The sequence below is a fragment of the Rhizobium sp. NPDC090275 genome, assembly GCF_044772225.1.
In the GTDB taxonomy this organism is placed as follows: Bacteria; Pseudomonadota; Alphaproteobacteria; order Rhizobiales; family Rhizobiaceae; genus Rhizobium.
The window spans coordinates 549,066-575,491 of the sequence record NZ_JBIVYL010000003.1 but is presented as its reverse complement, the minus strand read 5'-3'; the positions used below and the strand labels follow the sequence as shown (position 1 = coordinate 575,491).

Annotated in this window: 29 protein-coding genes; 20 read left to right on the top strand and 9 right to left on the bottom strand. The window is 62.7% G+C overall.

Annotated features, from left to right (window positions below; translation table 11 throughout):
- Positions 1-15 precede the first annotated feature (15 nt).
- The 4 genes from ACIQUB_RS10785 (at position 16) to ACIQUB_RS10770 (ending at position 3,522) form a co-directional block, all read left to right on the top strand.
- Entirely contained in the window at positions 16-348 is a 333-nt protein-coding gene (locus ACIQUB_RS10785; protein WP_113239728.1) for a hypothetical protein, read from the top strand.
- A gap of 248 nt (positions 349-596) precedes the next feature.
- The gene (locus ACIQUB_RS10780; RefSeq protein WP_402929390.1) at positions 597-2,123 is read left to right on the top strand and encodes a hypothetical protein; all 1,527 of its coding nucleotides are present in this window, start codon (positions 597-599) and stop codon (positions 2,121-2,123) included.
- A gap of 223 nt (positions 2,124-2,346) precedes the next feature.
- Positions 2,347-2,922: a TetR/AcrR family transcriptional regulator gene (locus ACIQUB_RS10775; protein WP_113239726.1), complete on the top strand. Its 576-nt coding sequence runs from the start codon at positions 2,347-2,349 to the stop codon at positions 2,920-2,922.
- Positions 2,923-3,018: 96 nt separating this feature from the next.
- Complete coding sequence (locus tag ACIQUB_RS10770) at positions 3,019-3,522, top strand: hypothetical protein (protein ID WP_113239725.1); 504 nt, start codon at positions 3,019-3,021, stop codon at positions 3,520-3,522.
- Positions 3,523-3,540: 18 nt separating this feature from the next.
- Here the strand turns inward: ACIQUB_RS10770 and ACIQUB_RS10765 are convergent, their stop codons facing one another.
- On the bottom strand, positions 3,541-3,888 hold the full coding sequence (locus ACIQUB_RS10765; RefSeq protein ID WP_113239724.1) for a nuclear transport factor 2 family protein: 348 nt from the start codon (positions 3,886-3,888) through the stop codon (positions 3,541-3,543).
- Between the two features lie 180 nt (positions 3,889-4,068).
- On the opposite strand from ACIQUB_RS10765, the gene ACIQUB_RS10760 reads away from it, so the two are divergent.
- From ACIQUB_RS10760 to ACIQUB_RS10750, 3 genes are all read left to right on the top strand, one after another.
- Positions 4,069-4,908, top strand: a complete 840-nt coding sequence (locus ACIQUB_RS10760; protein WP_113239723.1) for a helix-turn-helix domain-containing protein — start codon at positions 4,069-4,071, stop codon at positions 4,906-4,908.
- A gap of 88 nt (positions 4,909-4,996) precedes the next feature.
- The gene (locus ACIQUB_RS10755) at positions 4,997-5,674 is read left to right on the top strand and encodes a YbhB/YbcL family Raf kinase inhibitor-like protein (protein WP_113239722.1); all 678 of its coding nucleotides are present in this window, start codon (positions 4,997-4,999) and stop codon (positions 5,672-5,674) included.
- Entirely contained in the window at positions 5,671-6,903 is a 1,233-nt protein-coding gene (locus ACIQUB_RS10750) for a multidrug efflux MFS transporter (protein WP_113239721.1), read from the top strand. The genes ACIQUB_RS10755 and ACIQUB_RS10750 overlap by 4 nt, the downstream gene beginning before the upstream one ends.
- Before the next feature lie 478 nt (positions 6,904-7,381).
- On the opposite strand, the gene ACIQUB_RS10745 is transcribed toward ACIQUB_RS10750, so the two are convergent.
- On the bottom strand, positions 7,382-8,308 hold the full coding sequence (locus ACIQUB_RS10745; protein ID WP_113239720.1) for a bestrophin family protein: 927 nt from the start codon (positions 8,306-8,308) through the stop codon (positions 7,382-7,384).
- Positions 8,309-8,426: 118 nt separating this feature from the next.
- The gene (locus ACIQUB_RS10740; protein WP_112979789.1) at positions 8,427-9,314 is read right to left on the bottom strand and encodes a branched-chain amino acid aminotransferase; all 888 of its coding nucleotides are present in this window, start codon (positions 9,312-9,314) and stop codon (positions 8,427-8,429) included.
- Here ACIQUB_RS10740 and ACIQUB_RS10735 point away from each other — a divergent pair.
- From ACIQUB_RS10735 to ACIQUB_RS10700, 8 genes are all read left to right on the top strand, one after another.
- Positions 9,313-9,492, top strand: coding sequence for a hypothetical protein (locus ACIQUB_RS10735; protein ID WP_162737624.1), 180 nt, complete (start codon positions 9,313-9,315; stop codon positions 9,490-9,492). The two genes, ACIQUB_RS10740 and ACIQUB_RS10735, sit on opposite strands and share 2 nt — an antisense overlap.
- Positions 9,493-9,724: 232 nt before the next feature.
- On the top strand, positions 9,725-10,159 hold the full coding sequence (locus ACIQUB_RS10730) for a cupin domain-containing protein (protein ID WP_113239719.1): 435 nt from the start codon (positions 9,725-9,727) through the stop codon (positions 10,157-10,159).
- Between the two features lie 392 nt (positions 10,160-10,551).
- The gene (locus ACIQUB_RS10725; protein WP_018902479.1) at positions 10,552-12,111 is read left to right on the top strand and encodes a TerC family protein; all 1,560 of its coding nucleotides are present in this window, start codon (positions 10,552-10,554) and stop codon (positions 12,109-12,111) included.
- A gap of 18 nt (positions 12,112-12,129) precedes the next feature.
- Positions 12,130-12,900, top strand: a complete 771-nt coding sequence (tam, locus tag ACIQUB_RS10720; protein ID WP_402929389.1) for a trans-aconitate 2-methyltransferase — start codon at positions 12,130-12,132, stop codon at positions 12,898-12,900.
- Positions 12,901-13,357: 457 nt separating this feature from the next.
- Positions 13,358-13,540: a hypothetical protein gene (locus ACIQUB_RS10715; protein WP_162737623.1), complete on the top strand. Its 183-nt coding sequence runs from the start codon at positions 13,358-13,360 to the stop codon at positions 13,538-13,540.
- Between the two features lie 133 nt (positions 13,541-13,673).
- Positions 13,674-15,197 (top strand): glucose-6-phosphate dehydrogenase, encoded by a 1,524-nt coding sequence (gene zwf / locus ACIQUB_RS10710; protein WP_113235704.1) that lies wholly within the window; start codon positions 13,674-13,676, stop codon positions 15,195-15,197.
- Between the two features lie 441 nt (positions 15,198-15,638).
- Positions 15,639-15,767: a hypothetical protein gene (locus ACIQUB_RS10705; protein ID WP_018896989.1), complete on the top strand. Its 129-nt coding sequence runs from the start codon at positions 15,639-15,641 to the stop codon at positions 15,765-15,767.
- Positions 15,768-15,956: 189 nt separating this feature from the next.
- On the top strand, positions 15,957-16,385 hold the full coding sequence (locus ACIQUB_RS10700) for a hypothetical protein (RefSeq protein ID WP_113235703.1): 429 nt from the start codon (positions 15,957-15,959) through the stop codon (positions 16,383-16,385).
- Between the two features lie 301 nt (positions 16,386-16,686).
- Here ACIQUB_RS10700 and ACIQUB_RS10695 read toward each other — a convergent pair whose 3' ends face one another.
- On the bottom strand, positions 16,687-17,082 hold the full coding sequence (locus ACIQUB_RS10695) for a hypothetical protein (protein WP_047507717.1): 396 nt from the start codon (positions 17,080-17,082) through the stop codon (positions 16,687-16,689).
- Positions 17,083-17,314: 232 nt separating this feature from the next.
- Here ACIQUB_RS10695 and ACIQUB_RS10690 point away from each other — a divergent pair, with 232 nt between their 5' ends.
- The 3 genes from ACIQUB_RS10690 to ACIQUB_RS10680 all read left to right on the top strand — a co-directional run bounded on the left by ACIQUB_RS10690 (position 17,315) and on the right by ACIQUB_RS10680 (position 21,107).
- On the top strand, positions 17,315-18,871 hold the full coding sequence (locus ACIQUB_RS10690; RefSeq protein ID WP_113235702.1) for a helicase HerA-like C-terminal domain-containing protein: 1,557 nt from the start codon (positions 17,315-17,317) through the stop codon (positions 18,869-18,871).
- A gap of 50 nt (positions 18,872-18,921) precedes the next feature.
- A complete protein-coding gene (locus tag ACIQUB_RS10685) occupies positions 18,922-19,287 on the top strand; it encodes a hypothetical protein (RefSeq protein ID WP_047507721.1) in 366 nt (121 codons plus the stop codon).
- Between the two features lie 293 nt (positions 19,288-19,580).
- The gene (locus ACIQUB_RS10680) at positions 19,581-21,107 is read left to right on the top strand and encodes an ABC-F family ATP-binding cassette domain-containing protein (protein ID WP_402929388.1); all 1,527 of its coding nucleotides are present in this window, start codon (positions 19,581-19,583) and stop codon (positions 21,105-21,107) included.
- Positions 21,108-21,128: 21 nt separating this feature from the next.
- Here the strand turns inward: ACIQUB_RS10680 and ACIQUB_RS10675 are convergent, their stop codons facing one another.
- Positions 21,129-22,361, bottom strand: coding sequence for an ABC transporter substrate-binding protein (locus tag ACIQUB_RS10675; RefSeq protein WP_113235699.1), 1,233 nt, complete (start codon positions 22,359-22,361; stop codon positions 21,129-21,131).
- Positions 22,362-22,775: 414 nt separating this feature from the next.
- Here ACIQUB_RS10675 and ACIQUB_RS10670 point away from each other — a divergent pair, with 414 nt between their 5' ends.
- Complete coding sequence (locus tag ACIQUB_RS10670) at positions 22,776-23,573, top strand: transglutaminase-like cysteine peptidase (RefSeq protein WP_402929387.1); 798 nt, start codon at positions 22,776-22,778, stop codon at positions 23,571-23,573.
- A 117-nt stretch (positions 23,574-23,690) separates the two neighbouring features.
- Here ACIQUB_RS10670 and ACIQUB_RS10665 read toward each other — a convergent pair whose 3' ends face one another.
- The 3 genes from ACIQUB_RS10665 to ACIQUB_RS10655 all read right to left on the bottom strand — a co-directional run bounded on the left by ACIQUB_RS10665 (position 23,691) and on the right by ACIQUB_RS10655 (position 25,165).
- A complete protein-coding gene (locus ACIQUB_RS10665) occupies positions 23,691-24,119 on the bottom strand; it encodes an SRPBCC domain-containing protein (protein ID WP_113235697.1) in 429 nt (142 codons plus the stop codon).
- A gap of 4 nt (positions 24,120-24,123) precedes the next feature.
- The gene (locus tag ACIQUB_RS10660) at positions 24,124-24,447 is read right to left on the bottom strand and encodes a metalloregulator ArsR/SmtB family transcription factor (protein ID WP_113235696.1); all 324 of its coding nucleotides are present in this window, start codon (positions 24,445-24,447) and stop codon (positions 24,124-24,126) included.
- 184 nt (positions 24,448-24,631) lie between these two features.
- Positions 24,632-25,165 (bottom strand): hypothetical protein, encoded by a 534-nt coding sequence (locus tag ACIQUB_RS10655; protein ID WP_113235695.1) that lies wholly within the window; start codon positions 25,163-25,165, stop codon positions 24,632-24,634.
- A 177-nt stretch (positions 25,166-25,342) separates the two neighbouring features.
- Between ACIQUB_RS10655 and ACIQUB_RS10650 the strand changes: the two genes are divergently transcribed.
- Positions 25,343-25,735: a GFA family protein gene (locus ACIQUB_RS10650; RefSeq protein ID WP_113235694.1), complete on the top strand. Its 393-nt coding sequence runs from the start codon at positions 25,343-25,345 to the stop codon at positions 25,733-25,735.
- Between the two features lie 30 nt (positions 25,736-25,765).
- Here the strand turns inward: ACIQUB_RS10650 and ACIQUB_RS10645 are convergent, their stop codons facing one another.
- Positions 25,766-26,425, bottom strand: a complete 660-nt coding sequence (locus ACIQUB_RS10645; protein ID WP_113235693.1) for a ribbon-helix-helix domain-containing protein — start codon at positions 26,423-26,425, stop codon at positions 25,766-25,768.
- Between the last annotated feature and the right edge of the window lies 1 nt (position 26,426).

The following is a 26,426-nucleotide window of genomic DNA, read 5'->3' as shown; positions in this document are numbered from 1 at the left end:
GTTACAGGGCACCCTATGCTCCACCCGATCGGCTTTGCGGCCGTCTTCATCGCGGCTCTTCTCATCGCGGGCGGCACAAGCTCGGCCTCCTCGGGTGACGCCTGGCAGGACTTCGCCGCCGAGGTGCAGGGAAAATGCGAGATGGCGGCGCGCGCGCAGGTGGAACTGCCGCATGCCGTGGTCGATCCCTTCGGCAGCGAGAATTTCGGCATGGCGCTGGTGACGGGCAAGCCGAAGGGCGCCAACGGCTTCGTCAGCTACTTCTGCATCTACGACAAGAAGACCAAGGCGGTGGAGCTAGGCACGGAGCTTGAGACCGAGCGGATGGGGATCTTGCCGGACGAGTGAACCTCGGCACCTGATGCGCCACCCTCCCCTGTTGCGCAAATCCCACAGAATATCAGACAGAGATTTCGCGCTGCGAGAAGGCTGTTGATTGTCATCATCCGTCTTTTGACAAAAACACATAGGCGTCTCACGATACAACCCATGGCATCGATTTTATGATTCCGACACAATCTTTAATATATGTTACTTGATTAGTCTGGGAACATATTTCGAATGCGTCCGTGGTGTGGTGTTTGGGGACACGAGATATGGTCATGAGTTTTTTTCGTCGCGCGGAAGACGGCCGGTTGCTGCCGGCCGCCGGGCAACAACAACAGGCGTCGATCGCCGATAGCAGGCCGAATACGATGGAGCGGCCGACCTATTCGATGCCCGATGTCAGGGATCTCTCGGCCTTCGGCTCGGCGATCGAGGAAAACCAGCGCAATTCGGACGAGCTCTTGTCCAGCCTGACATCGCTGCAGACGCGCGTGGCGACGCTGATCGGCACGCATAGCCAATCGCTCAACGAGACCGGCGCGCTTCGCGCCGAATGCGCGCGCATCGCTTCGCTGCTCGACTATGAAAGCAGCGCCCGCGAGAAGGCCGATCAGGACAATGTGCGGCTGACGGGCGAGAACAAGACGTTCCGCAACGACAATGCGCAACTGCGCTCGGAAAGCGCCACCCTGCGCGAGGAACTCACCACCCTGCAAGGGCTGCACGAGATCGCGCTCGAGGAATTCACCATCATCGAGACGCGGCTGCTCGACGCCGAACGCGAACTCAACGACCGGACGATCCAGTTCGACGAGGCATCGACCTTGCTGAAGCGGGCGCAGCAGGAGCTGGAGCAACGCAGCCGCGAGCTGGCGGCAACCAAAGCGCGCCTCGACAACGAGACGACCGCGCATGAACTGCTGATCGAGACCTCCCGCCGCGACAACGGTGTCCACAGCCGCGAGATGGCGCGGCTGACCGAAGAGCGCGGTCACCTGAAGCGCGGCCTGACGGAACAGGAGGCGCTGGTGCGCAACCTGCAGGCCGCGTCCTCAGGCATGAAGCAGGAGCTTTCGCTGATCGAGGAACGGCACAAGCGGCTCGAGGTCGAGTTCGAGACGCTGCAATCCTCCTCGGCGCTCGAGATCGCGCATCTGACCACGCGCCATGACGCCATCGGCTCCAAGGCCGAGCTCGTGGAAAAGCTGCTGGTGACGGCAAACGGCCGCAACCGGATGACCGACGAGGAGCTGCAGGCGGCGCGCAACGAAGCCAAGCGGGTGAAATCCGAGCTCGCCAACGCCCTTTCGCGCGCCGAGCGGCTGGGCGAAGAGCTGCAGCGGGCGCGCGCCACGGGCAGCGAAAGCGAGACGGCGCGGCGCGAGCTTGCCAGCGAAAACAACGAGCTGACGATGAAGCTGCGCGAAATCGACAGTCTGCGGATCCGCCGCGACCGGGACGCCGATGCGCTGCGCCGCGACATGGACACGCGGATCGATTCCGACCGCCACGAAATCAGCCAGCTGCGCACCAGCCTTGAGATCGCCAAGTCCGAAATCCGGCAGCTGCGCGCCGAACGCGCCATCATGAACGGCCAGCTGGAAGCCGCTCGCGGAGGCGCGATCGCGCTTGAGACGCGGGACGAGAGGATGGGCGAGGTGCGGATGAATGAAGCGCGGATGCCGGCCGCAACCTATTCGCCGCTGATCGATATTTCGGAAACGTCGCTGCTACAGACGAGGACGAGTGGCGGTTCCGACACAAGCGAGACCACACGCATTCCGCCCGCCGAATAAGATGCTTTCAGCGATCGGGCGCAAGGCGCGCCGGGTCGACGTGGCTGACCCCCATGCTGTTAGGCAGGCCGGCGGCTGCGCGTTCCTCTTATAGAGGTTCGCCTGACCGGCGCCGGCGCGAGATGGCCACGGATGCGACACTCTCCTCGGCCATCACGCCCTGCCAGTCACGTTTCTGTGCGCCCCGTTGACGACCGACCAACTAGTCGGTAGATATCCACTCATGGCTTCGGATACATACACACGCATTCTCGACACCGCGCAGGCGCTGATCGTCACACGCGGCTACAACGCCTTCAGCTACGCGGATATCTCCGCGGTGGTCGGCGTCGGCAAGGCGACGATCCATCATCATTTTCCCGGCAAGGCCGATCTCGCGGTGGCGGTGATCGCCCGCTACAGGCAGGCGACCGAGGATGGGATGGGGGCGATGGCGGCGCATGAGCCGCGCGCCGACAAGCGGCTTGCCGGCTATGTCGGTTTCTGGGAACAATGCATCCGCGACAACAACGCGCCGTTCTGCATCGCGGCGCTTCTCGCCGCCGAACTGCCGAGCCTGCCGCCCGAGGTCGCCGAACAGGTGAAGGCGCATTTCGACGAACTGATCGCGAGGCTCACCGGCTTCATCGACGAGGGGCTGAAGAAAGGCGAGCTGACGAGCGCCGAGGACGCGGAGCGCAGCGCCCGCATTCTCGTCGCTACCGTGCATGGCGCCATGCTGGCGGCGCGGGTCGCCGGTGGCGACGCCGAACTCTATGCAAGCATTACAGAGCCGGCGCTACGGAGACTTACCGGCTAGATCGCTACTATCTCAGACATGACGTGCATGCGCATCTTTTGCCTCTCATTTGCCCATCAGACCGACCGACTAGTCGGTTCACAAAAGGAAACAGACATGGCCAACCCGCTTTCGCTTCTCGGTGAGATCCACACCGCCATCAGCATCGTCCCGGCCGTCGCCGGGCTCTACAGCTTCGCCAAGTATCGGGCCATTCGCCCGGAAACGACGGTCGGCAAGGTCTACCTTTCGACGCTGGCGCTTTCCGCCATCAGCGCCTTCGGCCTGTCCTCCACCGGCGGCTTCAATCCTGGCCATGCGCTTGCCATCATCGTGCTTCTCGTCTCCGGCATCTGTCTTGTGCTGCCCAAGCTCGGCTTCCTCGGGCGGCTGATCCCCTATCTCAGGAACCTCGGCTTCTCCTTCACCTATTTCCTGCTCTGGGTGCCCGGGATCAACGAGACCCTTTCGCGGCTTCCCCCATCGCACCCGATCGGCAACGGCCCGGATTCGCCGCCGGTGCAGACGGCGCTTTTGATCTGGGTGGTGCTGTTTGCGGCGGGCAGCCTGGCGCAGGCTTTCCTCGTCTCGCGCGGACAGGCGCGGCGGGTGGTTGCGTAAGGCCTCAAGCCTCTCCGACTAAGCCTCACGGCCGAAATAAACCTCGACGGCGGCCAAGCTGTCACCCCTGAAGCGGAGCGTTTCCATGTTGCGGAACGCTCCGCCTTCGTGCTTGACGGCTCGGTAGCGCACCACGGCCTCATCGCCTGACAGGCCGAGATATTCGATCTCCATTGTGCTGAAGGGCGGCGGCGACGGCCAGCAGCGTGCGAAATAGGCGTCGCGGTCGATATGATCGTCGCGCGGGCTGGAGAAGGTGAAATCCTCGGTCAGCATCGCCGCGACGATATCCTTGCGGCCATCGATATAGGCGGCGTAGAGGGCGCGGACCGTGTTCTCGCGCCGGGTGTCGGTTTCATCCGTCATGGTGCTTCTCCTTCTGCTCATAAGGTGTGGTCGCGGGCGCAAAAGGCGAGCCGCATTGCGCCGTTCGGCGCGGATCACTGCTGCATAATCGCCATCTCTTCGTGCTTGGCCCGTGCCTGGCGGCTTGGAAAATCGGCGGCGATGGTTAGGATCGCAGTTACACCAACCACGGGTTCCCCCATGTCTGACGTCGAACACATATTGGAACGGTTGCTGAAATTGGCAGCCAGGGACAATCGCCCGTCCGCGCTGCCTGACGGCGCCTTGCGGGCCTCGGCCTTGTTTTCCTTTGTCACCCGCGAGCGCGAGCGCATCGCCGGCTGTTCCTTTCCGCGCGCTTCGATCGTCGTGATCGTGGAGGGGTCGAAGGAGGTCGTGACGATGGGGCGGCACTTGCGGTTTGCAGCAGGCACCGTTCTGGTCTTGCCGGGCGGCTGGCGCGGCGACGTGGTCAACGATCCTGATACGGCAACGGGTGTCTACCGCGCCATCTTCATCGATTTTCCCGACGAACTGGTGGCGCGCGCAAACCGTGCCTTTCCGCCACGCCGCAAGGGCGGGCAGCTGGACCTGCCGCTCGATGCGGCACTTTCCAGCGCCATTCACCATGCCGGCGAAGGCATTGTTGCCGGCAACCTGCCCGCGGCGCTGATCGAGCACCGGGTGATGGAAGTGCTGATGGTTCTCGGCATGCGCGGCGCGTTGCCCTTCAAGGCGCGGACGACGGGGGACGCCGTTCGTGGGCTGGTTCGCTGGCAGCCGGACAGAGCCTGGACCGCCGACATGATCGCCGCCGAGCTTGGCACCAGCAACGCGACATTGCGACGGCGGCTCGCCGGCGAAGACACATCGCTGCGCACGCTGCTTTCCGAAGTCAGGATCGAGCTTGCTACCGCGATGCTGGCCGACGATGGCGTTTCGCTGCGCGAGGCAGCACTGGCAACGGGATACCGCTCGCCGCGCCGCTTTGCCGAGCGCATGCGCTCCGAAACAGCCGAGAAGCGACCCGCCGACGTTTGAGCGCACGTGGGCGATTTTTGAGCGTTTCTGTACATCCTGCAATGACCGGGATTGCTAGAGCTCGTCCATCGAACGAGAGGACGAACTCATGCACATCGCAACCATCGCAACCGCCGCCGCCATCCTGTCTTTCTCCACGCCGCTCATGGCCGCCGATATCACGGTGACCTTCCGCAACAGCGGACCGGACGGCACGCTTGCCGCCGAGAACGCATCCTGCGTCGCGGCTGACGGCAAAGCGGCCGCGGGCAGCAACAAGAGCCCTGCCCTTTCATGGACAAGGGGTCCCGCGGGAACCCACTCCTATGCCATCGTCATGACCGACCCCGACGTTCCGGCCGATCTTTCGCTGCTGAACAGGCAAGGAACCGAGATCGACAAGGATGCGCCGCGCATGGAATTCACACACTGGATCCTTGCCGACATCCCCGCATCGGTGACCGAACTTGCCGAAGGCGCGGATGGTGACGGCATGCCGTCGGGCGGCCTTGCGCTTGAGATGACCAAGCACGGCCGGCGCGGGCAGAACGGCTTCGCCGCCTTCTTGAAGGATGGGCCGCATGGGGGCTATATGGGCGCGTGTCCTCCCTGGAACGACTTGCGCATCCACCGTTACCGCATCACGGCCTATGCGCTCGATACCGACAGGCTCACACTTCCCAAGGCCTTCACCCGCGCCGATTTCCTCGCCGCGGCAAAGGGCCATATCGTTTCGTCCGGCGCGGCGGAACTGACCTACACGATCAATGCGAAGGCCACGAAATGACCGACACGAAATGGGATGCAGCCGCTGCCGAACCAGGCTCGATCCATTGGAAACGCAATCTGGCGGTTTCGCTTGTCGGCTCGTTCACGACGATCGTGGCGATGACGCTGCTTCTTCCCTTCCTGCCGCTCTACGTCGAGGAGCTCGGCGTCAGCGACCATGCCGCGATCGTGCAGTGGTCGGGGATCGCCTACGGCGCCACCTTCTTCGCCGCCGCCTTCGTGGCGCCGCTGTGGGGGCGGCTCGGCGATATCTACGGGCGCAAGCTGATGCTGGTGCGCGCCAGCCTCGGCATGACGGTGGCGATCTCGCTGATGGGCATGGCCGGAAATGTCTGGCAGCTGGTGGCGCTTCGGCTCTTCGTCGGGCTGGCGGGTGGTTACTCGTCCGGCTCGATGGTGCTGGTGGCGACGCAGACGCCGAAGGATCGGTCCGCCTGGGCGCTGGGGACGCTGGCCTCAGGCATCATGGCGGGCAATCTGGTCGGGCCGCTGATCGGCGGCGTGCTCCCGCCTTTGATCGGCATTCGCGGCACGTTTCTCGCCGCCGGCGCGATGATCTTCCTCGCCTTTCTGGCGACGCTGTTTCTCATCAAGGAAGAAAAGTCCCCTGCCCGCAAGAAGGCCGCCAAGCAAAGCGGCGGCTGGACCTCGATACCGGACAAGCGGCCCGTCATCGCCATGCTCTTTACCGGCATGCTGCTGATGCTCGCCAATATGTCGATCGAGCCGATCATCACCGTCTATGTCGCGCAGCTGGTGGACGACGCGGCGCGGGTAACCATCATTGCCGGCATTGTCATGTCGGCGGCAGCCCTCGGCAGCATCCTTTCGGCTTCGCGGCTGGGCAAGCTCGCCGACCGCATCGGCCACTGGCCTGTCATCGCAGGCGCGCTCGGCATTGCCGGCCTGCTCCTAATCCCGCAGGCCTTCGTCACCTCGTCCTGGCAACTGATCGTGCTGCGCTTCCTGATGGGCGTGGCGCTCGGCGGGCTGCTCCCCTGCATCTCCGCCGTCATCCGCCACAGCGTCCCCGACAGCGCGGCGGGCAGCATCCTCGGCTGGTCGGTCTCCTCGCAATATGTCGGCCAGGTCGCCGGCCCAATCCTCGGCGGCTTCGTCGGCGGGCATATCGGCATGCGGGCGGTGTTTCTGGGCACCTGCGTGCTGCTGATCGCCGGGGCGGCCTATTCGTGGATGGTGCGGCCGCGGGGGGATGTGCACTCGTAAAGTGTTGGAGTTGCTAGGCTGCCACGCGCTCGACGTCTTCCTCGGGCTTGTCCCGAGGATCTAAGCACGCAGCAGCGGGCTGGACGTGGGTGGATCGACCGGGGCACGCGCCAGTGTTTGCGGCCACGGTTGCCCTAGAAGTCGCACCGTTGCATTCGTGGAGACGGCCGAGGATGATGGTGGAGAACATCCCCGTAAGTTATTGATACAAAAGGATTTCATCTCGCGCGACGTCTTCCTCGGGCTTGTCCCGAGGATCTGCCGAGGCGGCAACGGGCTGGACATCAGTGGATCGACCAATGTACGGGCTGGCATTACCGGGCTGCCGTCGCGCGCACCGGCACCGTTGCATCCGTGGCGGCGTGTTTAGATCCTCGGGACGAGCCCGAGGATGACGATGGAATGTGGGGCGTCCACCAGCAACCCTTTGAAACGACGCGGTTTCCCCTGGCACCGCCATCCGCTCGCAAACGTACCCCTACATCAACAAATAATCCACCGCGACCGGCAGCGGCGGCAAATCCTTCTCGCCCATGGCCTCGCGCAAATTGATCTCGACCGTGTCGGCGATCGCTTCGATCGGGAGTGCGTTGGGTTGCTTGCCGAAGGGCTCCTCCAGCTCGTCGCCGAGCGCGTCGAGGCCGAAGAAGGTGTAGGCGACGAGCGCGGTGCCGAAGGGCATGAACCAGCCGAGCACGTCGTCGAAGCCGAAGGGCAGCATCAGGCAGAAGAGGTGGGCCGTGCGGTGCAGGAGCAGCGTGTAGCCGAAGGGAACCGGCGTCCAGCGGATGCGCTCGCAGGAGGCCTGGGCGAGCGTGAGGTCGGCCAGTGTGCGGTCGAGCATCTGGTAGTTGATGTCGGTCAGCATACCCTTGGCGCGGAGATCGGCGAGTTCGCGGGCGATTTCCAGCGACAGCGCTTCGGGCGGGTTGCGGCTGGCGGCATAGTGGGCGTTGATATCGTCAGGCAGCAGGCGCTCGACCTTGTGGCGGGAGATGCCGGTGCGCAGGTGCGGAACGAGCGACTGGACGAAGGCGATGACGAGCGTCAGCACGCGCTTGCGGGCGTCTTTGCCGGCTTCGCCTGAGGTCGTTTCGAGGATCAGGGTCTGGCGGGCAAAGTGGCGGGCGGAAAAGACGATCACGCCCCATTGCCGGCGCGCTTCCCACCAGCGGTCGTAGCAGGCGTTATTGCGGAAACCGAGGAAGATCGACAGCGCGATGCCGAGCAGCGCGAAGGGGGCACCGTTGAAGACCGGCAGCATGCCCGGCCACAGCGTGTGACAGAGCACGACCAGCGAGGAGAGCACGGCGGTTAGGATGATCTGCGGCAGGACGCGCTTGATGATCGAGCCGCGGAGGATGAAGAAGAGTTGCAGGAGGGTTGGACGGGGGCGCACGATCATGACGCGGCACTTTACTTGCTTGCTGGTTGCGGGACGGCTGGCTTCTCCTCCCAGCCATGAAAAATGGCCGCGACCGGCGCGACCATCGTTCCTGACTTCTATCAACTGCTATAGCAGATCAGCTGTCGCTTGCGCTGCGACCAAATGCCCAGTTCATGTAGATTTCAAGCGCCTTTCGGGTGACCGGGCCTTCCTGCAACTCGCGGCCATCGAGGCGGTTGACGCCGACGACCTTGGAGTAGTTGCCGGAGGTGAAGATCTCGTCGGCCGCCATGAAATCGTCGACCGAGAGCGTCTCCTCGCGAACCTCGAAGCCGGCCTGGCGAAGCAGACCGATGACGCGGGCGCGGGTGATGCCGGCGAGGAAGGTGCGGTTGGCGACAGGCGTCTTGACGACGCCGTCCTTGACGAGGAACACATTGGAGGACGCGGTCTCGGCGACATTGCCGTTCATGTCGCGCATCAGGGCATTGTCGAAGCCACGGCTTCTCGCTTCCGCGATGGCGCGGCCGCTGTTCGGATAGAGCGAGCCAGCCTTGGCATCGGTCATCGCGGTCTCCGGCGACGGGCGGCGGAAAGGCGAGACGGTGAGCGAGTTCGGCTTGTTGTTGCCGAGCGGGGCTTCAAACAGGCAGAGCGCGAAGCGGGTGCTGTCGCCATCGACGGTGACGACGCTGCCGGCCGAGCCATGCTCGCCCCAGTACATCGGTTTGATGTAGATCGGCGTCTTGCCGTCGAACTTCTTGATGCCTTCCCAGGCGAGCGCCTCGATCTCTTCGGCGGTCTTGACCGGCTTCAGGCCCATGTTGACGGCGGAGCGGTTGATGCGCTGGCAATGCAGGTCGAGATCCGGCGCGATGCCGTCGAACCAGCGGGCGCCGTCGAAGACGGTGGAAGCCAGCCACATGGCATGCGAGGTCGGCCCGATCAGCGGCGGGTTGCCGGTCAGCCACTCTCCCTCGACATAGGTCCAGGTGTTGGAACGGGGCGATGTATCGACGGCCATGAGACTCTCCTTCAAGAAATTGCAGGGAGACAAAACCCCGCGCGCAGACCGGGTCAAGGAGAAATATGGCGCGGTGAACGCTAAGCAAGAAACGGCATGCGCGACCACTAAAGGCTGCAATATTCATGCGCGCGAATTAAACGGCGGCGATGGATGTATCAGTGAAACTCATGGGTGACGGTTCGACGGGCACCGATGTCGGTCCCTTGCACCTTCTCCTTGCCAGTGATGCCAATCGAGAGCCGCGACCCAATAACGGCGAAACACGATACGGTGATCAGGCAGCGCAGAGGCCGCTGATAGCGCGGGGGTTCCGCTATGCGCATCGGAGCCTTGCATTTTAGCGGGTTGCCATTGCCCGGCTAAAGGTCTATCGCGCTCGCCGCTAAGAAAAAGAAAAGCGAGACATCATGTCCAACTCATTTGTGAACACCCATGCGCCCGACGGCGCACAGGCCGGTTTTATGCCGGAAGGCCAGCTCGAGCGGCACACGCGGCTTGAAGGAACCTGGCTGAACATCTTCGACGTCACGGTGCCTGCGGGCGGCCGTACGCCGCTGCATCGCCACGAAAGCCCCGAGATCCTGCGCATCATCGAAGGCTGTCTGACCATCCGTCGGATGACGGACCAGGGACTGGAAGAATTCGAAGCCACCGCCGGCGATATCGTCCGCATCGAGGCCGATCAGGCGCATGGCTACTCCAACCGCGGCCCTGAAACCGCACGGTTTTCGGCAACGATCGACAGCGACATGTCGGACTTCTTCGAAGCCGCCGAATCGCGCACTCGCGATTTGCTGACCGTCGTTGCCAACAGCGACAGCACGCGCATTCTGGCGGCCTGATCGCCGTCTTGGAGCCGTCCGGATCTCCGGGCGGCCATCTCCCCGGCCGTTCACAATGGCCTCGATCGCAAGCATGCGAACGAATTCCGCGCCGCCCCTCTTGCGCTTGATCACGTTACCCTTCAAAATTGAAGCATGCCTGACAGTGACCCTTCCAGTACCAGCTCCACCCCGTCTTCCAGCGACATGTCCGCTGATGGCGATGGGGATGGCTGTAGATGGCGCACTGTTCGCCGCATCGGCGTCAGGCCTGATATAGCCGCGTTCAAGGCGGCTCTTTTCATATCCATCGCGGAATCTGAGCGCCGGTCGTTTGCGGCCGCCGTCATCCGCCTTTCATATTTTCATCGCAAAAGGAGCGGTCCCATCAACGTGGCCGCGTTACAGCATTGATGTTCTTCGACTGGATGTCCGACCCCTCCGCCTGGGTGGGTCTCGCAACCCTGATCGTGCTCGAGATCGTTCTCGGCATCGACAATCTCGTCTTTATTGCCATTCTCGCCGACAAGCTGCCGCCGCATCAGCGTGACCGCGCGCGCCTCGTCGGCCTCGGCCTTGCATTGTTCATCCGTCTCGGCTTGCTCGCCTCGATCGCCTGGATCGTGACGCTGACGACGCCGATCTTCTCGGTCATGGAGTTCAGCTTCTCCGGCCGCGATATCATTCTCCTCATCGGCGGCGTGTTCCTGCTCTTCAAGGGAACGATGGAGCTGCACGAACGGCTGGAAGGCCATGTCGAGACATCGGAGAAGAAGGTGGTGCATGCCGTCTTCTGGCAGGTGATCGTGCAGATCGTCGTGCTCGACGCGATCTTTTCGCTCGACAGCGTGATCACCGCCGTCGGCATGGTGCAGCACCTGCCGGTCATGATGATCGCCGTCGTGATTGCCATCGGCGTCATGCTGCTTCTGTCGAAGCCGCTGACGAGCTTCGTCAACAAGCACCCGACGGTCGTCATCCTCTGCCTGGGCTTCCTGATGATGATCGGCTTCTCGCTGATCATCGAGGGCTTCGGCGTGCACCTGCCCAAGGGCTATCTCTACGCGGCGATCGGCTTCTCGGTCATCATCGAATCGCTGAACCAGCTGGCGCGGCACAATCGCGAGCGGCTGATCACGCCCACCAACATCCGCGAACGCACCGCAGACGCCGTGCTCGGCCTGCTCGGCGGCAGACGGCCGCAGGTGACGCTCGGGCCGACGGCGGAACATATCGCCGAACAGGCTGCCGAAGAGGATGTGTTCTCCAACGAGGAGAAGGACATGATCCAGGGCGTGCTGACGCTGGCCGACCGCTCGGCCAAGTCGATCATGACGCCGCGCATCGATATCGACTGGCTGGATCTCGACGCGCCTGAGGCAGAGCTGCAGCGCCGCATCGTCGATCTCGGCCATTCGCGCTTTCCCGTCGCTCGCGGGAGCCTCGACAATTTCATCGGTGTGGCTAGCGCCCGCGACCTGTTGCGCGACCTGATCGTCGATGGCTCGATCAATGTCGAGCGCTCGATCCGCGAGCCCTTCGTGGTGCATGAGAGCATCAGCGCGCTGAAGCTGATGGAGCAGCTGCGCCATTCCAGCGAAGCAGTCGCCATCGTGCTCGACGAGTACGGCGATCTCGAAGGCATGGTGACGCCCACCGACCTGCTCGAGGCGATCGCCGGCGAGTTTCCGGACGAGGACGAGGAGAAGCTGTCGATCGAGCGCGGCGAGGACGGCTCGCTGACGGTCGACGGCTGGATCGACATCCGCCACGCCTCGAAGCTTGTTGATGTCGATCTGGTGGACGAAGGCGACCGTTTCTCGACGCTGGCAGGCTTCATTCTCTGGCGGCTCGGGCATCTGCCGCATCAGGGCGAGACGATCCGCTTCGAGGAACTGACATTCGAAGTGGTATCGCTCGATGGCCGCAACATCGACAAGATCAGGATCAAGCGTATCGAAGACGCGGATTGAAAAAGGGAGAGAGACGCCATGGCATGGTCGGCAAGCCAGTATGTGAAATTCGAGGACGAACGGACGCGCCCAGCGCGTGATCTTCTGGCGCAGGTGCCGATGGAGCGCATCGAGCGCGCCATCGACCTCGGCTGCGGCCCGGGCAACTCGACGCAGCTGATCATCGACCGCTATGGCGCTTCCGGTGTCAGCGGGCTCGACAGCGATCTCAACATGCTGGAAGCGGCGCGCAAGCGGCTGCCCGGCACCGATTTCCTTGAGGCCGATCTCGCAACCTGGCAGCCGAAAGAGCCGGTCGATCTGCTCTTCGCCAATGCCGTCTTCCAGTGGCTGCCCAATCATCTCGATATCTTCGACAGGCTGATGGACGGCCTGAAGCCGGGTGGCGCGCTTGCCGTGCAGATGCCCGACAATCTGACCGAGCCGACGCATGTCCTGATGGAAGAGACCGCCCATGCCGGCCCCTGGAAGGCCGCCTTCGAGGCCAAAAGTGTGCGCCGCAACCCTCTGCCACCGCCCTCCACCTATTACTCCCGGCTGATCAGCAAGGCCAAGCGCGTCGACATCTGGCACACCGCCTACAACCACCCGATGGCGGACGCGGCGGCGATCGTCGAGTGGGTCAAGGGCACCGGCCTGCGCCCCTATCTCGACCACGCCGGCGATCAGCATCGCGAGGCGTTCTTGGCGGATTATCTCGGGCGGGTGGAGAAGGCTTATCCTGAGATGTCGGATGGGCGGGTGCTGCTGAGGTTCCCGCGGATCTTCATGGTGGCGGTGAAGGGGTAGAGTTGGGAGATGTCCGAGGCGACTTAGTCCACGGCATTTCAATGGGTTACGGGCGATTGCCAACACTCCGGCGTCATCCTCGGGCTCGTCCCGAGGATCTAAACACGTCTCCACAAATTCAACGGCGCCGGTGCTTTCGACGACCACCCAAGCGATACCTGCCCGCGCCCCGGTCGATCCATCCACGTCGAGCCCGTTGCTGCGTGATTAGATCCTCGGGACGAGCCCGAGGATGACGTCGCGAGAGTGGATACCTTTTTATTTCAATAATTTACGGACGGCCGACCAGCTCTCCAGCGTTATCCTCGGCCTTGTGCCGGGGATCTAAGCACGTCTTCACAAATTCAACGGTGCCCGCGCTCTCGACGGCCACCCGCCCTCCGTCTACCTGCCCACGTCGGATGCATTGCGAAGTCACGACCGCCACTATATCGTCTGCTCACAGATGGAGGTAACCGTGCCTAAGGATACCATCGCCACGCCTGCGACCGGGCCTTCCCTGCCCGGATATGTTGAATTTCTCAAAGCCAAGGTCGCGATCGCCAGGCAGTCCGTGGCATCCGGCGAAGGGCGCTCCAACGATGAGGTCGAAGCCTCGTTCGCCGCGCTTCGCAAGCAAGTCGAAGACGCCAATCGTTGACGCTCGTCGTGGTCCGACGGATCCTAGATCTGCATTTCGATCCATAGCGACGCATCGCATCTCTTCCCCCCACCCCCGCTTGGCACCCCAACCGCCCGCTCTATCTTCCCCCTCCCATATCAAGGAGATCATCATGGACGCAGCTCCCAGCCCGCCGGTCACGCTTGTTATCTTCGGGGCCACCGGAGACCTCACGCGGCGGCTGCTTGTTCCCGCGATCATCAACCTCACCCAGAGCGGCCTGACCGGCGAGGATCTCCGCATTCTCGGCGTCGGCATCGAGCCAGGGGATGATGCGATGCTGGTGGCGCGGCTTGATGATTTCCTGAAGACGCTCGATGATGGCGGGGCGCATGCGCAGAGCGACGGCTGGAAGAGCCTCAGCAAGCGGATCGCCTATACGTCGGGCGATTTCACCAGGGACGAAATCTATCTCGACATCAAGGCGCGGCTCGAGAAGGCGTCGAGCGGCAATGCCGCCTTCTATCTCGCCGTGCCGCCGCAATTCTTCGGGACGATCGTCGAGAAGCTCGCCGAACACGGGCTGACCCAGGAGACCGACAGCGCGTTTCGGCGGATCGCCATCGAAAAGCCGTTCGGGACCGATCTTGCCTCGGCCAAGGCGCTCAATGCGCGCATCCTCTCCAAGGTCTCGGAAGCCCAAGTCTACCGGCTCGATCACTTTCTCGGCAAGGAGACGGTGCAGAACATCCTCACCACCCGTTTCGCCAACATGATGATCGAGGCGCTGTGGAACAACAACTATATCGACCATGTGCAGATCACCGCCGCCGAGACGGTCGATGTCGGCAGCCGCGGCAAGTTCTACGATGCGACCGGCGCGCTGCGCGACATGGTGCCGAACCATCTGTTCCAGCTGCTGGCGATGATCGCCATGGAGGCGCCGAACGGGTTCGGGGCCGAGGCGATCCGCAGCGAAAAGAGCAAAGCCTTGAGCGCGCTCAGGATCTATACGCCCGAGGAGGCGGCCGAGCATGGGGTGCGCGGCGTCTATACAAGCGGGCCGCTTAACGGCAACCCGGTCACCGCCTTTCGCGAGACCAAGGACGTCTCGCCCGACACCAGGACCGAGACCTTCGTGGCGCTGAAGCTTTATGTCGACACATGGCGCTGGGCGGGCGTACCGTTCTATCTCCGCACGGGCAAGGCGATGAAGGCGCGCGATACCGAGATCGTCGTCACCTTCCGGCAGGTACCCTTCGCGCAGTTTCGCGAGACCGACATCAAGCGCAGCCTGCCGCCGAACCGGTTGATCATCCAGGTGCAGCCGGATGAGGGCTTGAGCGTCGAGCTGTCGATCAAGTCGCCGGGGCTTTCGGTCGATACCGTGCCTGTCTCGCTCGACTTCCGCTATGCCGACAAATTCGATATCGGCAAGATGACCGGCTACGAGTCCCTGCTCTACGATCTCTTCATTGGCGACCAGACGCTGTTTCAGCGGGCCGACGGCATCGAGGCGGGTTGGGCGGCCGTGCAGCCCTTCCTTGATCTCTGGGGCACAAGCCACGACCAGCCGGAGCCCTACCTGCCGGGAAGCATGGGGCCGACCTGCGCCGACGAGCTGATCCGCAAGGATGGCCGGCAATGGCACGAGCTCGGCGTTATTCTACACAACCCAAAAAGCGCACATAAATAAAAATACACTCTTATGTTAGTATATCCGGAACAATCATGCTCACGCGCTAGCCTTCCGAAATAAACCCATAATATTTACGGGAAACGGCTCGCTTCGCCGCTGAAAGGCGGTACCAAGTACAAAAAAGGTAGAAGTTGACCGGTTACTTCCTGGGATCCAAGCTTTTACTGCTGACAGCGTTGCTTTTCCAGTGCGACAAAGAAAGCGGGGGCCCGTCACACCCCGACGGGCCCTTCCCGGCCTTCTAGTTGTTTTTTTGCTTATGTCGGGCAAAAAAATCGAATTGTTAATGACCGATTAACATATTTACTTGCGCTCTTCAGCGGCCTTGCTAAATCTAACCTCTAATCTGGGGTATTGATGATGACGGATATTCAGTCTTCCAAGAATCGATCCAATTCAGACCAACGAATGGAGACCTGCCGGTCCGAGTTCGAACCCATGCTCTTCGAACTGATCCGTGACGGAGAGAAGAGAGGGTGGAAAGCCGCCGAAATCGCCATGGCTCTCGCCGACGCGGCTGATGACGTCATCCTGAAGCTTGCCCGCGAGACAAAAAGCAAGCACTGACCCCCATCCGGCCGCCTGAACCAGGACCGCGTCAGGATCGATTTTCCGGGCCGAAACCCACTTTCGGCGAGCGGCGATAACACATACACTCACGACTGATTTGGCATTCATCACTGATTTGGCCTGTCGTGAGCTATCGTCCGATGTCTCCCAGCAAGCAGTGTGGTCGCGCAACGGCGGGAGGCGATATTGCAGTGGTTTGCGGCAGCACTTCTGGCTTGCGGATGCGTCAACCTCGCCGAATTCCCCGACTTTCCACCGGCGAAGGATTATGTCGCCACGATGTCGTGTGACCTGAGCGCTGACCCAGCCGGATGCCGGGATACGCGCGCGGGGTGGGCGGTGACTTACGCGGGTGCGGTTGGTGGGGGGTATGAGAGCCAGAACAGGGTTGCGCTGTGCCTCAGCACCGGGTGCGATACGGCGATCGTCGAGGACAAGGTCTTGGGTTGCGCGTGGCGGCATGTGATCGTTGGCGCGAAGCATGTGGCGACTGCGGAGAGTGACCGGGCGGCGGTGGAGCGGTTTTGTGGCGGGAGCGCGCTGGATGAGGCTGATCGGCAGACGGCACGAGATCAGGCGGCTGTGTGGATGCAGTTGGTTGGGGTGACGCAGTAGGGTTTGTTGGTGGCTTGGGTGGTGGATATCGCCGGGCCGTGAAGGTCGGCGTGCGCGGCCCCCTCATCCGCCTGCCGGCACCTTCTCCCCGTTGGGGAGAAGAGACTCGTGGCACCGCCTTGCACCATCTCAGGCGTTGAGCAAAGAGGCGAGCGGGCGCGGCATTTCCCTTCTACCCAACGGGGAGAAGGTGCCGGCAGGCGGATGAGGGGGCCGCCAGCACTACGCCAACCTCACCACTCACTCCACAACAAAACGGGCGGAAAACCCGCCCGCTGCATCATCCATCAACCCAATCCGATCAAACGAACTGGCTGAGCCCCGGCACCGAGGCGACGACCTCGTCGACGACTTCCTTGCCGGCGTGCTGTTCGGCAATTGAAAGAGTTTCCTTGGCGAGCGAGGTGATTTCGCCCATACCGAGGCCTTCGGACATCAGCTGCTGGCCGAGCGCCATGATGCCGCCGCCGCCCAGAGCGCCCATGATGCTGCCGAGAAGGCCGCCGCCGCCGGTTTCGCCGGCGCCATTATACTGGGCGACCAGATCGGAAGCGCCCGGAATGGCTTCGATCATCTTGGCGACCGGGCCGTCGGCCGCTTCGCGCTGGAGAAAGCCTAGCATCATGCCGAGCGCCTTCTCGGCCACTTCGGCTGGAATGCCGACCCGTGCGGCTATCTGATCCACGATTTCATTCATCGTCATCCTCCTGGTTTTATTGACGTTAACGTCAACGTTAATCGAGTTTGATTGGCAACTCAAGGCATCCGCGACGCGATCATCGCTTATCCAGTTTTCCTTTTAATGCAGACAGTTGTCGGCATTGCGGTCCCTGCTTATAACAGTCGAAGCATATTACAATGAACATGCGGATTATGCTCTCCGCATTTTGACGCAATCGGCGTCCGTCGCCGGCAGGGAGACCTTTCGCATGCTCGAGGATGGCAAGATCTACATCGGTACCAGCCGCAACCCTGATGACAGTATCAACACCCCCGAATATCTGGAACTCAAATACGGCAACCGCCACGGTCTGGTGACGGGCGCCACCGGCACCGGCAAGACGGTGACGCTGCAGGTGCTGGCCGAAGGTTTTGCCAGGGCCGGCGTTCCTGTTTTCTGTGCCGATATCAAGGGCGATCTCTCCGGCATTGCCATGAAGGGCCAGCCGCAGGACTGGATGACCAAGCGGGCCGAGCAGATCGGCTTCGACGATTACGAGGCCGATCAGTTCCCTGTCATCTTCTGGGACCTGTTCGGCGAAAAGGGCCACCGGGTGCGCACCACCATCGCCGAGATGGGCCCTCTCCTGCTCGCCCGGCTGATGGATGCGTCGGAGCCGCAGGAAGGCGTGATCAACATCGCCTTCAAGATCGCCGACAAGGGCGGCCTGCCGCTACTCGACCTCAAGGATTTCTCGGCCCTGCTCAACTACATGGGCGAGAACGCCACCGAGCTTTCCAGCCAGTATGGGCTGATCTCCAAGGCCTCCGTCGGCTCGATCCAGCGCGCTCTGCTGGTGCTCGAGCAGCAGGGCGCCGAGCATTTCTTCGGCGAGCCGGCGCTGAAGATCACCGACATCATGCGATCAGACAATCGCGGCTACGGGACTATCTCGGTGCTCGCCGCCGACAAGCTGATGATGAACCCGCGTCTCTACGCGACCTTCCTGCTCTGGCTGCTGTCGGAGCTCTTCGAGGAACTGCCCGAAGTGGGCGATCCGGAGAAGCCGAAGCTGGTGTTCTTCTTCGACGAGGCGCATCTGCTCTTCAACGATGCGCCGAAGGTGCTGGTTGAGCGTGTCGAGCAGGTGGTGCGCCTGATCCGCTCCAAAGGCGTCGGCGTCTATTTCGTCACGCAGAACCCTCTCGACGTGCCGGAGACGGTGCTGGCGCAGCTCGGCAACCGCGTGCAGCACGCGCTGCGCGCCTATACGCCGCGCGAGCAGAAGGCTGTGAAGACGGCGGCCGATACGTTCCGTCCCAACCCGGCCTTCGACTGCGCCACCGTGATCACCACGCTCGGGACCGGCGAGGCGCTGGTGTCGACGCTGGAGGCCAAGGGCGCGCCATCGATCGTGGAACGCACGCTGGTGCGGCCGCCATCCGGCCGCGTCGGGCCGCTGACGGATGCAGAACGCCAGCAGGTGATGGACAAGAGCCCGGTGCTCGGCGTCTACGACGAGGATGTCGACCGCGAATCCGCCTTCGAGATCCTGGCCGCGCGGGCGCAGAAGGCGTCCGATTCCGATGCCGCCAAGCAGGCGCAGCCGACACAGCCGACGGAGGGAAGCGCCTCCGGCCGCTGGACGTTGCCTGGCTTCGGCGACGACGACAAGGACGAAAAGCAGGCGCAAGGCCGCCCCCGCTCCGGCGGCTACCAGCGCGAGACGGTGGTGGAAGCGGCGATGAAGAGCGTGGCGCGCACCGTGGCGACCCAGGTCGGGCGGGCGCTGGTGCGCGGCATTCTCGGCAGCCTGAAACGGTAACCCTGATCCCTCAACCCTTTTCGGAAGCGACCGCGTTGATTTGGAGAGAGTTGAACCCCGCAGAAAAGCAGATCATCCAGCGTCTGGCGCGACACGCCGCGCGCGGCGAGGTGCCGCCAGCCTGGGACTGCGACCACTACCGCGCCGCCGAGATCGACGCATCCGGCTCGCTGCGCCTTCGCCTGCGTGACCGGACCGATTGGCCCGCCGACCTGCCGGCGCATCCCGTCGCGTCGGGCTATTTCGACGACAAGGAGGTCGCCGATCCCTACGGGCCGCTCGTCGATATCATCCTGTTTTCGGCCGCCGGCGTGCTTTCGGAATTGCAGATCTACCGCAGCGACGGCGGCGCGATCCTGAAGGCGATCGAGGCCGATGCGATCTTCCTGATCACGGTGCATGAGCATCACGGTTGAGTTTTCGCGGCCGCAATGCTATCGCTGGGATACTTGAGAAAGGAGGGTTGCGCGTGACGATACATTTCCGATTCAATCGCCAGCGTGGCCCCGTCAACGCCCTGCAAATGCGTTTGCAGGGCTGACCAGAGACCGTTTCTCGACACCCTCTTCCTGGTCCGCCCCTCGTGGCACTGCAGCCGTGAGCCTATGCTCGCCTGCATGTTTCTATCCCCCGAGCTTGAGCATACGCGCGCGATGAAGGCTGATGCCCGCGACGCGCCTGTGCCTGCTCGCAAGACCAGAGCAAGATCATGACGACAATCCATATCCGCGATCTCGGCATCACGCTTGGCAAGCCGCTGTTTGCCAACCTCACGCTTGCGATCGGCGCCGGCGACCGCATCGGCCTTGTCGCCCCAAACGGGCGCGGCAAGTCCACGCTGCTGCGCTGCCTGTCCGGTGCGATCGAGCCGAGCGAGGGCGACATCACCCGCTCTCGCGGGCTCACCATCGGCCATGTCGAACAGGACGTGCCGCCTGCCCTTCTTTCTCTGCCGCTGCACGAGGCGGTGCTGAGGGCGCTGCCCGAGGACCAGCAGCTCAACGAGAGCTGGCGGGTCGACATGGTGCTTGCCGGCCTCGATGTGCCTGATGAGATGCGCGAGCGGCCGGTGGGGCAGCTCAGCGGCGGCTGGCAGCGGCTGGCGATGCTGGCGCGCGTCTCGGTCACCGAGCCCGACGTGCTTCTGCTTGACGAGCCGACCAACCATCTCGACCTCGGGAAGATCGCCCGGCTTGAGGACTGGCTGAACGCGCTGCCGCGCGACATGCCCGTCATCATCTCCAGCCACGACCGCGCCTTTCTCGACGCCACGACCAACCGGACGCTGTTTCTGCGGCCCGAGCAATCGGCGCTGTTTTCGCTGCCCTATTCGCAAGCGCGGGCAGCGCTCGACGACAGCGACGCGGCCGACGAGCGGCGCTACCAGCGTGACATGAAGACGGCGGAGAAGCTGCGCCAGCAGGCCGCCAAGCTCAACAATATCGGCATCAACTCCGGCAGCGACCTGCTCGTCGTCAAGACCAAGCAGCTGAAGCAGCGGGCGGAAAAGCTGGAGGATGCGGCCAAGCCCGCGCATCTGGAGCGCTCCTCGGGCGCGATCCGGCTTGCCAATCGCGGCACCCACGCCAAGGTGCTGGTGACGCTCGAGGATGCGATCGTGGCGCGGCCCGATGGCACGCCGCTCTTCAAGACCGGCAAGCAGTTCATCTGCCAGGGGGACCGCATCGTTCTGCTGGGCGCCAATGGCATGGGCAAAAGCCGGATGGTGACGATGCTGCGGCGCGCGATCCTGGAGGCCGAGGGCACCGTCGAGGGTATCAAGGCGACGCCGTCGCTGGTGCTCGGCTATGGCGACCAGGCGCTGAACGAGCTGATCGACGAGGAGACGCCGATGCGGATGATCCTCAGGCGCTTCGATGTCGGCGATGCGAGAGCCCGCGCGCTGCTTGCCGGCGCCGGGATGACGATCGAGATGCAGGGCAAGCCGATCGGCAGGCTCTCGGGCGGGCAGAAGGCACGATTGGGGATGCTGGCGTTGCGGCTGACCAACCCGAACTTCTACCTGCTGGACGAACCGACCAACCATCTCGACATCGAGGGTCAGGAGGCGCTGGAGAGCGAATTGATGGCGCAGCAGGCGAGCTGCCTGCTGGTCTCGCACGACCGCGACTTCATCCGCAACTTCGGCAACCGTTTCTGGCTGATCGACGGCAAGAGGCTGGTGGAGGTGGAGAGCCCGGAAGGATTCTTCGTCGCTGCCGCGACGGCTGCCTGATCGGGCAGTCGTGGGCTTGCGTCAGAATGAAGCCGGCGCGGCGGCGAGCACGTTGAGCTTGCCGCCGCCGATGGCGTAGAGGCTGAGCCTGCGCTCGACCTGGCCGGATGGAGATAGGCGGAAGAGGCCGGTGACGCCGCGGAAGCCGACCTTGCTGGTCAGCGTCTCGGCGTTGAGGCCCGTCGGACCCTTGGTGCGGATGATGCCCGAGGCGATGGCGATGGCGTCATAGCCATAGGCAGCATCGGCCGAGAGCGGCCGCTTGTAGTGGCGCTGGTAGCGCTCCGAGATCAGCGAGGTGGCCTCGGGCTCGACCATGGCGATCAGCGTGCCGTTGGCGGTCGGTTCGCGGTAGGTCTGCGGCGGCCAGGCGCTGGTGCCGACGAAATTGAGATTGCTCTGGCCGCCGGCCTTGATCGCGCCTTCGATGGTGGTGGTGATCGCCGTGCGGCCGAGAATGAGCACCGTATCGGCCTGCTGCAGCTGCGGCTTGGCCGTCTGCACCGCGGCTGCGGCCGCTGCATCCGTCAGGTCATATCTGGTGATACCGAGAAAGGTGCCGCCCGAGGCGCGGATGGCGTCCGCCAGCCTGAGATCGGCCGGTTGCGGGAGATCCCGCTGCGCGAAGACGACGACCTTCTTGTGGCCGCTGGCGGCGGCTGTGCGCAGGCCTTCCAGCGCGCTGTCGGTTTCGCTCGATGCGAGATTGTAGACATTGCCAGATGTGGCCGGCACGGGTTGGCCGAGATTGAGGAGCGGCGGGCGCTGGTCGGATGGCATGGCGGCGACGGCTGCCGTGGTTGCCGGTGGCAAATAGCTGATGAGGATCGCCGAGCTTCTGGACTTGGCGGCGGCCACAGCGGCGGGTGCGGCGGCCGGGCTTGCGACGTCGATCACCTTGACGAAGGCCTGGTTGGCGCCGAGCTCGCCGATGCCGAGGGCCGCGGCATCCCTGACATCGCGTGACGGGCCTTCGAAGAGCCCGTTCGAGCCCTTCTGCATCAGCAGAGTGATCTCGGCGCCGTTTTCGCCGAAGCTTTCCTCGACGTCGCTCGACGGCGGCTTGATGTCGTTGGTCTTGACGTTTCTGGCAATGCCATCGACGTCGGACTGGCAGGCGGCAAGTGCGCCGCAGGAGAGCACGACGGAGAGAAGCAGGAGCGATCGGGTGGCTTGCGCCCCCTTGCGGGCTGCGCCAAGGACGCCGCGTAAACCATGCGCACCACGCGCCTCATCCCTGCCCTTAACGATCACTGCTTCCCCCAAACCCTAATCAGGCCGTCTATAGCGGCCATTTCGCGGCCTCATATCTGCATAGGCATCTGGCGAAAGCAAACCCTTCCCCCAAACTTGGTTGACGGAGAAGCTAAAATTTTCAGCTTTTTTGAGCGGATAACTTCGTTCTAAGTTATCCACGCTTCCAAACCCGATATTTATGGCTGATCGGTACATTTCTCCCAACAAGTGGAGAAATTAAGTCCCGTGACCAAAAGAACAAAAACAAACAAAATCGCTTTCATCGCACTTCTTTCGGCATTTTCTTCTTTTTCTTACAATCATGCATCCGCTTCTGTTCTTTATAATACAGAAGCATACGGCGCATCTTACTCCAGCTATATTTCGGAAAGCATTGCCGAGCAGGCGGCAAGCGCTGTCAGCGTCGGTGGCATGGCACGCCTCGTCACGCTCGCCGGACGCGGCCTCGCGCAGGCTTTCGGCTCGATCGATCTCGCGGCCCTGAAGACGCCGGCGCCGGTTGCGGCCGCCGCGTTCAGCCCCGAGACCACCGCATCCGTGAAGCCGGCAACCCGCCCCTCGATCGCCGCGCGCCCTGATGATGGCGGCGTGTTCGGATCGGTGGCGATCCCCTTCAAGCGCCTGGCAGCCCTGAAGCGGCTGGCGCCTTCGCTGGACGAAATGACCAGCGGCAGCGCCATTTCCTGCGGCGCGGGCAAGTGCACTGAGGCCGTCAGCGCGGTCAAGGCATCGTTCGCCAAGACATCGCAGGCATCGCTGCGCGACAAGATGAACGCGATCAACACCACGATCAACCACACGATCCGCTACGCCCGCGACATCGACACCTACAAGGTCGCCGATTACTGGGCGACGCCTTCCGAGACGCTGAAGCGCCAGCAGGGCGATTGCGAGGACTTCGCGATCCTGAAGATGGCGGCACTCAATGCCGAAGGCATCGATCTGAAGGACATGGCGATTGTCGTGCTGTTCGACCAGAAGCGCCATTTCTACCACGCCGTTCTCTCGGTCTCGGCCGGCGGCAACCACTATATTCTCGACAACATGCGCGACGAGGTTCTGGCCGACAGCCGGCTGCCCGACTACATGCCGCTCTATTCGATCGCCGGCGGCAAGGGCTATCTGCATGGCTCGCGCGTCGGTGGCAGCCAGATGGCATCTGCCATGCCGATCGAAAAGGTCGCGCCTGGCGAAGGTGTTGCCTTCTGATTGGAAGGCAATGGCGAGGGCCGGGGCTGGCCTCCTCTCGCATCCCGCTTCGATACCGAGGCGAAATGAAGCCGCCGGCGCTGCATTGCCGGCGGCTTTTTCACGTCGGTCCCTGACTTAGCCGAGATATTTGTCGAGTTCGCCGAGGATCGAGGTCCAGCCCTGGATATGGCCGTCGCGGGCGCCTTCGCTGCGGAACTTCACCTGCTTCAGCGTCAGTTCGGTCGCGTCAGGGCCGATCTCCTTGAGATCGATGGTGACGACGCTGTCATCCAGCGAATGCGGGGATTCCCAGGTGAAGGACAGGCGCGAATAGGGATCGACTTCGAGATAGGTGCCGGAATGCGGAATCTCGCGCTCTGAAGTGACCATCACGATCATGAAGCGGCCGCCCTTGACCGGATCGGTAGTGACATCTCGGGCATCGAAATTGCCTGAAGGCGTCTTCATGAATTTCGCCAGTGCTGTTGGCGAGAGCCAAGCGTTGAAAATCTTCTCGCGCGAGGCGGCGATCTTGCGGCTTACCGTCAGTTCAAGTTCGGACATGACTTCACTCCTTTGAAACGAGTAACTCTTCCAGCGCCGTCAGGCGCAGCTCCCATATCGACTTCAGTTGCGCGAACCAGCCTTCCGTCAGTTTCAGCGGTTCAAGCTCCGCGGCAATGAAATGCTCGCGGCCCAAAGTACGCCGGGTGACCAGCCCCGCCTCCTCCAGAACCTTGATGTGCTTGGAGACGGAATTCAGGGACATGTCGAAATGAGCAGCGAGCCCCGTCACCCTGAGAGGCCCCTCTTGCACGAGGAGCGTCAGGATTTGCCGCCGCGTGGTATCCCCCGCGGCCTTCAATATCCGTGACAGTGCGTCTTCATCCATTTCATTCACCCATGTGGTTGAATATATCCATATCCGACTGATAGTCAACCACATGGGTGAATATCTTTACAGAGGCGAAAGCCGCCCTCCCCTGAAACTTTTTTTTGCGGGGCGGGTGACGCTTGCGGTGGGGTCGCGCCGGCGCCAAGGATGAACGTGGGGACGTGGAATGACGGCGACTGGGCTAGCCGAAGTAGGTGTAAATAGCGATCTGTTCCTGCGGCAGCACAATTAGCTGCGCTTCGCTTTTTGTCGTAAAGTAGCCCTCGGTCCCCTTGCCGCCCTCGGTGATCTTCCGAATCAGGTCGTTGGCGACACCCGCGCAGGAAAGGGAGCCGGCAACGGCACCGTCGCCGAACCAGCCTTCCGGTGCAGGGGTTGCCTGCCAAGCCACGTATGCATAGTAGCGACCCTTGGCACTATTGGCATCATAGCCTCGCGCCTGCTGCGCATCCTTGAAAAATGCCAACCCTTGTTGGCGGATTTTCGCGACGGTTTCCGGGGATAGACGGAAGACGACCGCGCCGCATCCTTCGCGGCGTATCGGAAGCACCATGTCGAACCAGTTCGCATCGCTTCCCGAAACCAGAATATCAGTTGTTCCAAGCGCTTCAGGCAGCGCGTTTTGATAGAAGGAAGCCTCGTCCGGCGCGCATGCGGCTAAGGTCGCTGCGACCACGGCGACGGTCGATACCCGCCGAAAAGCACGAAGAATCATCTGGCCCCCTCTGATATTCGCGGAAACAAGATCTGCATATCACTCCTATGACAGCAATTATTTGGTGTATTTCCGCAAGACGCCCACAGATGAATGACGCAGCCTTTTCAGCAGGAATTGCCGTGATGCCATATCACTCTACATAACTCGTCCTGCGCGTTTTGGAGGAGCAAAAGCATGGATCAGTTCACCGGAGGATGCCTTTGCGGCCGCGTTCGTTTGACTGTATCCGGTGCGCCCTATCGGGTCGGCATCTGTTATTGCATGGATTGCCGCAAGCATCACGGGGCTCTGTTTCATGCCTCGGCGATCTTCCCCGAGAATGCGGTGCGGGTCGAGGGGGAGACGGGGGAGTATAATGGGCGGTTCTTCTGTCCGCGCTGCGGGTCGCCGGTGTTTGGGCGGAGCGGCGATGAGGTCGAGGTCAATCTCGGGTCGCTCGATCAGAAGGACCAGTTCCAGCCGACGTATGAGCTGTGGACCATCCGCCGCGAGGGGTGGCTTCCGGCGTTTCCGCTGAAGCACAGGTACGAGCGCGACCGGGATGCGGCGGGGCGTTTCGAGGATTGAGGCAGTTTGGCCATGTCAGCCGGGTCGGGATCAGTAGCGGGAGATGTAGCCAATCAGCATGGACTTCTCGTGCGTCGGCGCCAAAGCCAGGTTGATCTGGCCCTTCATGGTCTGGGTGCCGACCGTGATGGTGAAGCCTGTCGCGAGCGTCTTGCCCTTGTTGCGCGACAGGGTGGCGATGGCTTCCTCGATCTGGGTGTCGATGGAGAAACGCAGGCTCTTGGTCAGCTGCGCGAGGTCGCCGAGCGGCAGGCGCTGGCGCAGCATCGACAGGAAGGCGTCGTTGAAGAGCTGCACCTTCTTTTCATGCGTCAAAAGGATCGCCGGCGACGGCGAGGCCTGGATGATGGCGTTGACATTGGCAAGCGAGGAGATGTCCTCGACCGTATCCAGCCGGCGCAGCGCCCATTTCAAGCTCAGAACACGCAGAAGCGAGGCGAGATTGCCCGATTCCGGCATCTGCGAGGCGGTATAGTGCACGAGATCGGCGGTCGACATCTTGCCCGAGGCCGACATGCGGCTGAGGCCGTCCCAATAGATGCGCTCCAGGCGGATGCCGCGACGCTCGCCGCCACGACCAGCCACGGCCCGGAAACGCGGCTCGATCTCTTCGGCGTCGATCGCGGGCAGTTGCTCGTCGGTCGGTTCGAGATCGGTTGCGTCCTGAATTCCGGGCTTGACGATCAGCATG